Here is a 12,900-nt window from a genome sequence, read left to right on the forward strand (position 1 = left end):
ATTTATAACTTGCTAGTAAGGTTAACCCTAAATCCAGTAAATGGGTTTACAGTCCTACAAACTCCACCAGTACAAACTACTCCTCCTCTTTCAGAACCATATTGTAAACCAAAATTATGAGTATTGCCAATTCTGTAAGTGAAGCCTAAAACTGGCCAGAGAGATTGTTGATTTTGTTCATTTTTAACTGTTGAATATTCAATTCTACTATTAAAAGATAACTTTGAGCTTGCAGTATATTCAAATACTAAATAAATGTTATTAAAATGTCCATCAAACTCAATTGTATTAATTACAGTATCCTTCACTGCTTTTTTCTTTGATTCAAAAGCTTGTTGTAATTCTAATATTGCATGAAGTTCTGTTGATTCACTTAACTCTATAAAAGAAGCCAACATCAAAGTTGTTGATTCATTTTTTTCAGTTTTAGATGGATGAGTTGAAGCAGGTTCAGTATAAATGTAATTTTTCTTCAATTGAACTCCACCTATAAAACTTAATTCAGAGTTTAATTTGAACTCAGATGACAAAAATATTTCTGAATAAGGTGAATAGATTGAATCACTAAATGAAGGTAATATTCTAGATTCAGCAACAGATTTAACTAATATATTGTTAACAAGATTATATCCAAAATGTCTACTTCCAGCTGAGAAAACTCCTGAAAAACTCAATTTTTCATTTACATTATAACTTCCCGAAACCATAATTCCTACCTCATCATTTACTTCCTGTTGGTGAGGATTTCTGGCTAATAATGCTTTGTCATGTTCAGGTATTAATGTTGGTGGTTGTTGAATTGGTAATACCCTAGTTGATAACGGAGGATTCTGTTGCAAGTCAGGGTGAACTATATCAAAACTGTAATCTTTATATTCAAAGTTTAAACCAAAATCTTCATTATTATAACCAAGCATGCCGTAAATACCATAACCATTAATTGGTGCTCCGTTTAAATCTGAAATAGCAGAACTATCCAAAGGAGAATTTTTGTAAGCATAATTAAAAAAACAAGACAAATTATCATAATTTGCTTTCAAATATCCTTCTCTTAAAAAAGTTTCATAAGGCACTTGAAGAAATTTATTTTTCAAAGCTGAAACTGCTAAATAAGAACCACCTAAAGCAATTTCAGATATAGGCCTGTATTCTCCTGATCCACCTCTTAAGAGATAATCTTCAAATCTTGAATTATGAATAATTGGTGCATAACTTAAGATGCCACCAAATAAACTCGCTGAAATATTTTCATCTTCATAATCTACTTTTGCTCCTTGAGTTTCAGTGTTAAAGCCTATTGGACGGCTTTCGTAAGTATTCATAACTAAACCTCTTCCAATCAAATTATAAAAATTTCCACCTCTTGCTTTAATATTATCTTTAGTAAACTCAACAAAATAACTTGATATTCCAATTGTATCTCTACCTTGTTCCCTTGGTTTATCTAGTTCAGCTTTGAAACCAAAATTAAAATTTCCGATATTAAATTTTGTATTAAATACATTCTCAAGATATTCTTTTTTTAACTCATTATTATCTGTATCAAACTGACTACCCGCTCCTGCTCTAAATTCATTTGCAATTGAATACGTGATTGTTGGTGTTACTTCAATTTCATTATTTGATTCAGCTTGTTTAATTTCAATTAAGGGTACTTTTAAAGTATCTTTTTCAGAACTTTCAGATTCTTGAGAATAAGTTTTATTTAATAATCCAAAAAATAAAATTAATAAGGTAACCTTGTAAATTTTAAACATAATCGGTTTTAATGAAGTAGTAATTGAAATGAAATAATAACTGCAAAGTAATAAAAAAAAACGAAGCTACATAATTGAATTTGTAACTTCGTTTAATACATTTTTTAAAGTTTTAAAGAATCAATAAATTTATTTAACTAAAGACATAACTTTATCAAAAATCTTTTTTTCATCTCCTTTCAAATATCCTTCATGTTTTTCAACAATTGAACCTCTTTTGTTAAAGATAACAGTGTAAGGAACATTATCACCATTCAATGCTTTGAAAATATCTGAATTACTATCTATAAGTACTGGAAAAGTATAACCTTTTGATTTAACATATGGTGCTACCTTTGCCATAGTTTTAGTATTATCAATTGAAACAGCAATATATTCAACACTTTTCTCTGTTAATTTGCTATAAAGATTATTCATAGCTTCTTGTTCTTTTTTGCAAGGTTCACACCAAGTAGCCCAAAAACTGACTATAGTAACTTTACCACTTGCAATTGATGCTATTGATTTTTGACCTCCTGAAACATTTGTTAGCAACTTTGTTAAAGTTGAAGAATTTTGAGCAGAAGTAAAATTATTCATTGTCAATGTCAAAAAGAATATGACAAGAATTAATTTAAAAGAATTTAATTTCATTTGAGTTGTAAAAAATTATATAATTATTAAGTTAAATTTATATCTCGATTGACAATTTGAGAATCTAATTAGTTTAAAAATAAATCTCTAAATTAATTAAAACAATCAGTCGTTAACTAACAGATAACCTGCTTCCATAGCAAAAACATCTCTTATAAAAGGAACTGGTTTTAATATATTAGCACTTAGAGCAGGTAAACCAAATTTCATTTTAAAAACTGGTCTTAGGAAAAATAACTTCTCATCAAGAATTCTGTATCCAGAATCAAGGCTTGCTTTTCTGAATTTTGAAGTAGTCATTCTAATTTCTTTAATCCTTTGAACTTCAATTACATCAGCTGCTCTTCCATCTTTAATCAATTTATTAAAAATAAATTTTGGTAGTAAATGAACAAATGGAATTTTAGATATTTTATTTAATAACAACTGCTGATGACCTCCAAAAGGTGAATAATATGGTGGGAAAGTAACATATAGAATACCTCCAGGTTTTAACATTTTTTTTATATTTACTAATGCTTGTTTTTCATCATCAAGATGTTCAATAACATCTCTTAACAATGCAATATCAAATTTACCTATCCATTCTTCAGTTGGTTCATTTGTTATTACATCATGATTAGTATATTCAATAGTTTTAATACCACATGTATTCGATAATTCACGTGCATACTCCAATCTATCTTCAGCAATATCAGTTCCAACCAATCTTCCTGCTCCATATTCAAACATAGCACAAAGATTACCACCTTCTGCACAGCCTATTTCAATAATATCAGAATTTTTAATTTTCACACCTTTATCAAGCAAAAATGGAATTACATAATTACAAGATAATCCATACATATAATTCCAAAGATACTTTACTACATCTGAGTATTTATTATCACTATATACTATTTCTTTAAAGGTATTCAATATTAAATATTAAAAATTTGACTTCAATTAATTTTTAGCTTATACTAAAAACATCATTCCACATATCAAAACAAACATCTGAAATTTGTTGTAATGAAAACACTTTATTAGTTTCATTTTCAATAGATGTTACTCCAAATTCTTTAATACCACATGGTACAATTGGATTAAATCTATTCAATTCTGTAGTAACATTTAAAGCAAACCCATGCATGGTTGTCCATCTAGACGATTTTATACCTATTGCACATAATTTTCTCTGAATATTATCTATTGAATTTACCCAAACTCCTGTATTAACTTCACTTCTAACTCCATTAACTCCAAATTCTTTGATTGTGAGGATTATTAATTCTTCAAGAGACCTTAAGTACCAGCCTAAATCTTCTTTATAATCTTTTAGCCTAATAATAGGGTATCCAACTAATTGACCAATACCATGATAAGTTACATCTCCTCCTCTATCTACATCAAATACTTCATAACCATCTAATTTTAATTGTTCCCTAGATTTTAATAAGTTATTGTCATTTTTAGAATTTCTACCAATTGTAATTACATCAGGGTGCTCACACAAAAAAAAAGTATTATCTTCTTTTTCATCTAAAACATTTTGAAAAGTCAATTTTTGCAAATCATATGCTTCTCCATAATTAATTCTACCTAACCATCTGAAGTTCATAAAAATTAATTAATTCAATTGAATAAAATTCCTAGATAATTTTCAATATAAAAACAGATTATCATTAAATAGCTTAAATATGTATAGCTTCTCCAAGAGCATCAGCAGCTGCTTCCATAACAGCTTCAGATAAAGTAGGATGAGCGTGCATTGTATGTAAAACAGAATCAACAGTTGCTTCCAAAGACCTTGCTAATCCAAGCTCTGCTATCATTTCTGTAGCTTCAGAACCAACAATGTGTGCACCAAGAATTTCACCATACTTTGAATCTATCACTAATTTTACAAATCCATCTGTTTCGCCTATTGCCCTAGCTTTTCCGCTTGCTTTAAATGGGAACCTACCTACTTTTACTTCATACCCAAGTTCTTTTGCTTTTGCCTCAGTAATACCAACAGATGCAACTTGAGGCTGGCAATAAGTACAACCTGGTATATTCAGATAATCCACTCCATGTGAATTCAATCCAGAAATATGTTCTGCTGCTGCTATTCCTTCGCCAGAGGCTTTGTGGGCAAGCCAAGGAGGACCAGCTACATCACCAATTGCATATATACCATCAATATTAGTTAACATATTTTTATCAACTTTTATCCATCCTCTTTCTAATACAACACTAGTATTTTCTAACCCTATATCTTCTATATTACCTTGAACACCAACAGCATTTAAAGCAATATCTGCAATAATCATTTTTTGATTTCCATTCTTATCTTCAATTAATACTTCAACTCCAACACCATTTGATTTAGCTGTTATAACCTTAGTTTCTGTTAGCATTTCAACTTTCTTTTTCTTAAAAGCTCTAGATAATTCTTTAGAGCATTCCTCATCTTCAACAGGTAGAATATGTGGTTTCATTTCAACAACTGTTACTTTTGTTCCAAAGGCATTAAAAAAATAAGCAAACTCAATTCCAATAGCACCAGCACCAATTATTATCATTGATTTTGGTGGTGATTGTAAAATCATTGCTTCAGTTGAAGTAATTATATTTTTTCCATCTACTTCAATATTAGGGAATGTCCTTGATCTTGCTCCAGTTGCAATTACAATTGAATTAGTTTCTATAATTTCAGTTATATTTCCATTATTGTCTTTAACTTCTACAACTCCTTTTTTTTGAATGTAACCCTTACCATAAAACACTTGAATTTTGTTCTTCTTCATTAAATAATCTATACCTTCTGAATTTGTTTTAGCTACTTCTCTACTTCTGGCTATTACTTTCGGAAAATCTACTTCTACATTTGAGATTTTGAACCCAAAATCTTTTGCATGGTTTAGAAAATGCATATATTCTGCATTCTTCAATAATGCTTTTGTAGGGATACATCCCCAATTCAAACAAATTCCTCCTAATTTTGCTTTTTCGATTAAAACAACTTTTTTACCCAATTGCGATAAACGAATTGCGGAAACATACCCGCCTGGTCCGCCACCTATTATTACAACATCAAACTGATGATTAGCCATTAAAAAATTTAAGAATTTAAATTGAAAATATTATTTGAAAATAAATCTTTGAAGAGTTTATTTAATTTTATTTATAAAAGTATCTTGTTTAATTAAATATTAAAAAAAATTTTTAATATTTAAATCTTGCTTTTGGAAAAAAGTTAATAATAACTATATAAATCCCTAATAATAAAATTAAACCAATTATAAAATATACAACTTTAACTAAACCTACCATCCAAGGTTTAATATTACTCTTTACTAAACTTCCCCTCCAATTGCAATGATGACATCTGTACATTCTATTAAATGGCTTTAAGTAGATGTTCCACTTTTCATAAGCACTTCTTACTTTTGATCGATATACTTTACCTGCTGTTTTGCAAGCAGGACACCTATGTAAATTGGATGCCATTTATGATACAAATAACAATTGAATAAATTATTTACAATATTGATTTATTATATGAAATTATAGCTGCTTGACTAATTTTTAACATACTATTCATATCTATATCTTGTTCAACATTCAACCAGTTTTTCTTTACAAAATTTGTTGAAAAGTTTCCAGAAACAAAATCTTCATGATTGAGAACATATTTACAAAATGGAATTGTTGTTTTGATTCCAGCAATATGAAAATCATTTAAAGCTTTTTTAGAAAGTTCAATTGCAGTTTCTCTATTTTCACCCCAACAAATTAATTTTGCTAACATTGGATCATAATAAGGAGTTACATCTAATCCTTTATATAAAGAACTATCCACTCTAATATTTTCTCCAACAGGTTCAATTAAATCACGAATTAAACCTATACTTGGCATGAAATTTTGATAAACGTCTTCTGCACAAATTCTACATTCTATTGCATGACCATTTATTATCAAATCTTTTTGCTTGACTGAAATTTCTTCACCCATTGCTACCAATAGTTGTTCTTTAACAAGATCTATTCCAGTAACCATTTCAGATACAGGGTGTTCTACTTGCAATCTAGTATTAACTTCAAGAAAATAAAAACTTCCATCAGTATCCAACAAAAACTCTAATGTACCAGCATTATAATAATTAGCTCCTTTAATCAACCTTTGAGCACACTCTATCATTTTAGCTCGAGTATCTGGTGTTAGAATAACTGAAGGAGCTTCTTCAATTACTTTTTGATGTCTTCTCTGAATTGAACATTCCCTCTCACCTAAAATTAAGACATTACCTAATTTATCTGCAATTACTTGGAGTTCAATGTGCCTAGGTTCTGTAATATATCTTTCTATAAAAACTTCATCACTCCCGAATGATGACAATGACTCGGATTGAGCCATTTTAAGTGAAACCTCAAGTTCATCTTCATTTTCAACTACTCTCATTCCCTTTCCCCCACCTCCAGCTGCGGCTTTTAATAAAATGGGAAAGTTAATATTATTTGCTATTTCTATTGCCTCTTTAAAAGAATTTACTCCTCTAGTTGTTCCAGGAAGTACTGGTACATCGTTTTCTATTGCTAATAATCGTGCGTTTGTTTTACTTCCTAAATGATCTATAGCTTCAGGGCTTGGTCCAATAAAATTAATATTAGAATCTAAGCATAATTGTGCAAATTCTGCATTTTCACTTAAAAAACCGTATCCTGGATGAATAGCATCGCAACCTGTTTTTTTTGCTATTGATAAAATCTTTTCTGATTGTAAGTATGTTTCTCTAGAAGTTATTCCTGGCAATCTATATGATTCGTCAGCTTCTTGGACATATAATGATTGAGTATCAGGGTCTGAATAAACTGCTACAGTTTTGATACCCATTGAAAGAGCAGATTTAATTACTCTTCTTGCTATTTCACCTCTATTAGCAATTAATATTTTTTTCACTAAATCTTTCTTTTATTGTTTTGAAAATTTAAGTTCCAAAAATAAGAAAAGATTGTTACTTATTAGTTTGATGAATTTACAATGTTGAAAAATATTGATTCAAATTTTTATTGATATTAATATTTCAATTTATCATTTATAATTTAACCTATGTTAAATTTTGTAGAACAGTGATTTTATTTTGGTTGTTTATTTGAATTTCAAAGTTTGAATTAAACAATTTATGTAATACATTTTTTGTAATTACATTATTTGGTTCTCCTTGTGAAATTATCTCTCCATTATGTAAAGCTATTATATTCTCACAAAAAGATGATGCAAAATTTATATCATGGAATGAGGCAATTACTTTAATATTTTTTTTTTTGCAAAGAATCTGGATATTTTTAAATATCTCTTTTTGATAAAATGGGTCTAAATGAGTTAAAGGCTCATCAAGAACAATTAATTTAGTTTCCTGAGCTAATGCCTTTGCAATCATAACTCTTTGTAATTCACCTCCAGATATTTTTTTTATGCTTAACTCCTTAAGTTTATGAATATCAGTTAATATCATACATTCTTCACAAACTGATTCATCAAATTCAGTTGTATTTTTATACCACAAGTTATATGGTAATCTTCCAAGTAAAACAGTTTGATATACTGTAAAATCAAAAACTGGAATATATGTTTGAGGAGTAAATGTTACTAATTTAGATTTAGTTGAATTATTCATATTCAACAAATTATTTCCATTGATTTCAATTAAGCCATTATCGAAATTTAAGAGTCCAGATATAATTTTTAACAAAGTTGTTTTTCCAGATCCGTTCGGACCAATTACTCCAGTGATTAAACCACTTTCTATCTTGAATGTTATGTTCTTTAATTCAAATCTTGAATCAATTTTACTATTTAAGAATTCAACATTTAATATATTACTCATTTTATTCTTTTTCTACTAAAATCTTACCTGTTAAAATTGAATTCCCATCATGTAGACGATAAAAATAAACTCCATTTGCTAACTCATTAATTTTAGTTTCAATTTTATTTTTCCCTATAAAAATACTAAGATTTTTGTTTAGTATAACTTCACCAGAAATATTACAAATCTCCAAAAATGGATTCGATTTTTTTGTAGAATTAAGTTCAAATACAATAATAGATTTGTCTTTTATATAACAGATTAAAGAATCCCTAGAAAAAGAATTATCATTGTTCACACCGATTAAAAATTTATATTTTTCACGTGCATTTTTTGAAATATTAATAAGAGAATCAGCATCATTAGTAATAATTATTGCAAAAGCAAATTCTTTGGTTTCACCTGCATTTAGGTCTTCCCCTCCTCCTCCAATTACAACACTCATGTCACCAGAAACATCCGAAATTAATGAAGTGCCTGATGATAGATAATCCCATTTTCTATTTTGTGGAAAGGGCTTAATTCCATTATTTGGATTTAAGTTTTCTATACCTGAGAAATTTAATTTTTGATTAGATAATAATATTGTTCCAGCATACAATTTCCTTGTAGTGTTATCAAACATATAACCTATGTTATTGATTAGATCATATTCTACTTTATCATTATTATTGATATTAAGATCCCAATCCAAATACAATCCACAGTGTAAATTAAATAATTTGGTTTTATTATTATTTTGAACTTTATATATTAGGAATAACACATCTTTCAATTCCTGAGATTTATATTCAATTGTATTCAATTCTACATTTACTCCAACTCTTAATAACTCATCAACAAATGAATCATTAAATTTTGAAATACCAATTTGTTTATTAATATCAGTTGTTAATCTATATGGTTGAGTTGTATAAAAATCAGATTCTATTCCATCACTTTTAAATCCCCTTCTTACAACATCTGAAAGTTTAGTATCTGAAACCCCTATCATTAAACCAGAATGGTATAATAAATCTGATCCAAAATTTTTGTGTGTCAAACCTTCGCCTCCACCTCTAGATAAATCTGTGTATGCAATATTCCCTTTACTATTAACTGCTGCAACAATATTGTTTAAATTAGTGACTGAATATGATGGAGATACATTTTGAATTATGTATTGTGTATTGCTAATATCATCAGTTTTAATAACTACTTTTAAAACTAATTCTTCATCAATTTTAAAACTTTGAGGAATTTTAAAATTAAAACTATCTGAAACAGAAAAACTTTCACTTGTTTTTAAAGGACCATGCTTGAAATTATTTTTGCTAATTGAAATTTCAGGATGTGATGAACAAAAAACTGAAACCTCACATGTATTTGTGTTTGCTAAAATATTTTTAATAGAAAGATTCAAAGCAATTGATTCTCCTATCTCTGGAATTTTATTATTTTGATCTTCTAAAGAATAACTAATCATTCTAGCAGAAGATGTATTGATATTATTAGTTAATGCTTTGTTAATATCTAACCTACCACTACCCATTTTATCTTGAGAACCATTTATTAGATTTGCTGAAATATCCTTAATGTTTGTAGTTATAATTTCGCGAATTTGTTCAACACTTAAATTTGGATTTTGTTTTTGTACTAAAGCACAAGCACCAGCAACAATAGGGCTTGAGAACGAAGTTCCATTTTCATAATCAAATTGATTATTAGAACCTGTTGTAAAAATAAAACTTCCAGGAGCAGACATATCTACCTTATAATTTGTTACACTGAAATCTGCTCTATAATCCTCTCCACGAGTTGCTGTAACACTCAAGCAATTATCGTACGCAGCGGGGTATATATAATCAAATTGATCAACACCATTCCCTGTATTTCCAGATGCAGCAACAACTAAAGAACCCAATGAGTAGTAAATATAATCTATTATTTCCTCTTCAGCTTTACTCTTTCCTTTTCCACCAATACTATAATTAATTATTTTAGCCCCCATTTTAGAAGCATAAATAATTCCTTCAAATCCATTAGAAATGTTTCCAACATCATCAACAATTTTTACTGGAAGAATTTTACATCCAAAAGCAACTCCTGCAATCCCATAATTATTATTACCCTCAGAACCAATAATCCCAGAAGTGGCAATTCCATGAGTACTAAAACTATACTCTGGGTTATTATCAGGATTATATCCATTAGTTCCAACAAAGTCATAGCCTCTCCAATCATCTATCAGTCCATTTCCATCGTCATCAATTCCATTTATTGATTTATCAATACCTTTAGCATCTTTCCCATATTCATTATAATTTATTTTAAATACATTTGATAGTTCTTTATTATTAAAGTCATAACCAGCATCAACAACCCCAACAACAATTGATGAATCTGCTCTAACTTTATCCCATGCATTTATAACTTTTATTGTATCTAAATACCATTGGCTAGATAAATTTACATCATTAGGTTTGTACATTAGATATCTGTTATAAAGAGGTTCCGAATAATCAATAAACCTTTTTTTATTAAGTATTTCATGAACTTTAGAAACATCAATATTTGGTAATAAATCAAGGACAAAAATTCTTGAGATATTTTCTTCAGGCGCATTATAATTTTGTTTTAATAATGAATAATTTGTATTGTACCATAATAGTTTTGGATTTATATATGGCTTAATTGATAAAGCTATCTCATATTTTTCATTTATTAATTTAATAAGATTTGAATTATTATTTATGTCAACTCCAATATTAAATTTTACAATTATTTTATGAGGATTATAATCAAAAGAATTTTTAGATAATAAATTTGATGTAAAAAGAATATCCATAAGAAATAAAAAAACAAAAATATTTTTTTTCATATATGTTTAGGTGCATTTATATTCTATTAACACTATTAGAATGTTATTGTTAGATTTATATTTACAAAATTTGTAAATGTTGTGAAATGTTATTAAATTATAAAGAAATTATACTTGAAACACCCCTGTATTAAATTTAGGTATAACATGATTATGACTTGCCATTGATATACCCCTTGAGATAATTTGTCTAGTATCTAACGGATTTATAATACCATCAACCCATAACCTAGAAGCAGCATAAATTGGTTTAGTTTGTTCATTATATCTATCTTGAATTTCTTTAAGCATTAATTCTTGATCTTCAACAGAAATAGATTTTCCTTCCTTTTTTAACTGTGATAGCTTAATAGTTAACATTGTTTTAGACGCTTGAGTTCCTCCCATAACTGCAATGTTAGCACTCGGGTAAGCAAAAATTAATCTTGGATCATATGCTTTACCACACATTGCATAATTACCAGCACCGTAGCTATTACCAATTATAAATGTAAATTTTGGAACAGTTGAATTTGCAACTGTATTCACCATTTTAGCCCCATCTTTAATAATTCCTCCTTGTTCACTTCTAGTTCCAACCATAAACCCAGTTACATCTTGAATAAATATTAAAGGAATATTTCTTTGATTACAATTCATAATAAATCTAGCAGATTTATCTGCACTATCAGAATAAATAACGCCTCCAATTTGCATCTCACCTTTTGCATTCTTAACAACACTTCTATTATTTGCCACAATACCAACAGCCCAGCCATCAATTCTTGCAAAACCACAAATAATAGTTTTACCATAATCAGATTTATATTCGTCAAATTCTGAATTATCAATAATTCTTGCAAGAAATTGGTAAGTATCATAGGGTCTTATTCTATCATAAGAAATACAACCAAATATTTCATCTAAATCAAAATATGGAGGTTGAGGTTCAATTCTATCAAACAAATTTCTTTTCCCTAAACTAGGTCCAAACTTAGATACTGAAGCTCTTATATAATTTATTGCTTCTAATTCAGTTTTAGCTTTGAAATCTGTTACTCCAGAAATAGAACTGTGCATTTCTGCACCACCAAGTTCTTCTTGATCTGCTTTTTCTCCAATTGCTGCCTCAACTAATGCAGGACCAGCTAAAAATAAATAACCATTACCTTCAACAATAATTGCTTCATCACACATTATTGGAAGGTAAGCACCACCAGCAACGCAAGGACCCATAATACAGCTAATTTGAGGAATTCCCATAGAACTCATTACAGCATTGTTTCTGAATTGCCTACCAAAATGCTCTTTATCTGGAAAAATTTCATCTTGCATAGGTAAAAATACACCAGCTGAATCAACTAAATAAACCACAGGTATTCTATTCTCAATTGCTATTTCTTGAGCTCTCATATTTTTTTTTGCAGTCATAGGGAACCAAGCACCAGCTTTAACAGTTGGATCATTTGCAACAATCATCACTTCTCTTCCATGAATAATTCCAATTCCTGTTACAACACCAGCAGAAGGAGCTCCACCTTGTTCAATATACATTCCATCAGCTGCATGAAGTCCAATTTCAAGGAAATATGAACCTTCATCAATTAGCATTTCAATTCTTTCACGAGCTGAAAATTTGTTTTTAGTGTGCAATTTTTCTATTGCTTTAACTCCTCCACCTAATTTAGTTTTACTTGAAGTTAATTCTTCAATTTCAAGCAATTGTTTGTTTACTTCATAATTTTTTTTGTAAGCTTGTAGTTCATTTACTTTACTATTTCCAATTTGCATATTATAAGTATTATTAGAATTAAAAGAACAAATTTAAGTAGAAATT

The 12,900-nt window shown here is 28.7% G+C and carries 10 protein-coding genes; all 10 read right to left on the reverse strand.

Annotated features, from left to right (window positions below; all coding sequences use genetic code 11):
- Nucleotides 1–2 precede the first annotated feature (2 nt).
- Nucleotides 3–1,757 carry a hypothetical protein gene (locus IPP08_07550; GenBank protein QQS65635.1) on the reverse strand — a complete coding sequence of 585 codons (1,755 nt, stop codon included), beginning with the start codon at nt 1,755–1,757 and terminating at the stop codon, nt 3–5.
- Nucleotides 1,758–1,886: 129 nt separating this feature from the next.
- Nucleotides 1,887–2,336, reverse strand: coding sequence for a TlpA family protein disulfide reductase (locus tag IPP08_07555; protein ID QQS65636.1), 450 nt, complete (start codon nt 2,334–2,336; stop codon nt 1,887–1,889).
- A gap of 159 nt (nt 2,337–2,495) precedes the next feature.
- Entirely contained in the window at nt 2,496–3,308 is an 813-nt protein-coding gene (locus tag IPP08_07560; protein ID QQS65637.1) for a class I SAM-dependent methyltransferase, read from the reverse strand.
- Nucleotides 3,309–3,342: 34 nt separating this feature from the next.
- Complete coding sequence (gene lipB, locus IPP08_07565; GenBank protein QQS65638.1) at nt 3,343–3,990, reverse strand: lipoyl(octanoyl) transferase LipB; 648 nt, start codon at nt 3,988–3,990, stop codon at nt 3,343–3,345.
- 73 nt (nt 3,991–4,063) lie between these two features.
- Nucleotides 4,064–5,467, reverse strand: coding sequence for a dihydrolipoyl dehydrogenase (gene lpdA, locus IPP08_07570; protein ID QQS65639.1), 1,404 nt, complete (start codon nt 5,465–5,467; stop codon nt 4,064–4,066).
- A gap of 112 nt (nt 5,468–5,579) precedes the next feature.
- Entirely contained in the window at nt 5,580–5,864 is a 285-nt protein-coding gene (locus IPP08_07575) for a hypothetical protein (GenBank protein ID QQS65640.1), read from the reverse strand.
- Nucleotides 5,865–5,895: 31 nt separating this feature from the next.
- Nucleotides 5,896–7,314 carry an acetyl-CoA carboxylase biotin carboxylase subunit gene (locus IPP08_07580; GenBank protein QQS65641.1) on the reverse strand — a complete coding sequence of 473 codons (1,419 nt, stop codon included), beginning with the start codon at nt 7,312–7,314 and terminating at the stop codon, nt 5,896–5,898.
- A 148-nt stretch (nt 7,315–7,462) separates the two neighbouring features.
- Nucleotides 7,463–8,242 (reverse strand): ABC transporter ATP-binding protein, encoded by a 780-nt coding sequence (locus tag IPP08_07585; GenBank protein ID QQS65642.1) that lies wholly within the window; start codon nt 8,240–8,242, stop codon nt 7,463–7,465.
- Between the two features lies 1 nt (nt 8,243).
- Entirely contained in the window at nt 8,244–11,084 is a 2,841-nt protein-coding gene (locus tag IPP08_07590) for a S8 family serine peptidase (GenBank protein ID QQS65643.1), read from the reverse strand.
- Between the two features lie 108 nt (nt 11,085–11,192).
- Nucleotides 11,193–12,854 (reverse strand): acyl-CoA carboxylase subunit beta, encoded by a 1,662-nt coding sequence (locus IPP08_07595; protein ID QQS65644.1) that lies wholly within the window; start codon nt 12,852–12,854, stop codon nt 11,193–11,195.
- Nucleotides 12,855–12,900: the final 46 nt, after the last annotated feature.

It is taken from the genome of Chlorobiota bacterium (assembly GCA_016700335.1).
GTDB lineage: Bacteria > Bacteroidota > Ignavibacteria > OLB7 > OLB7.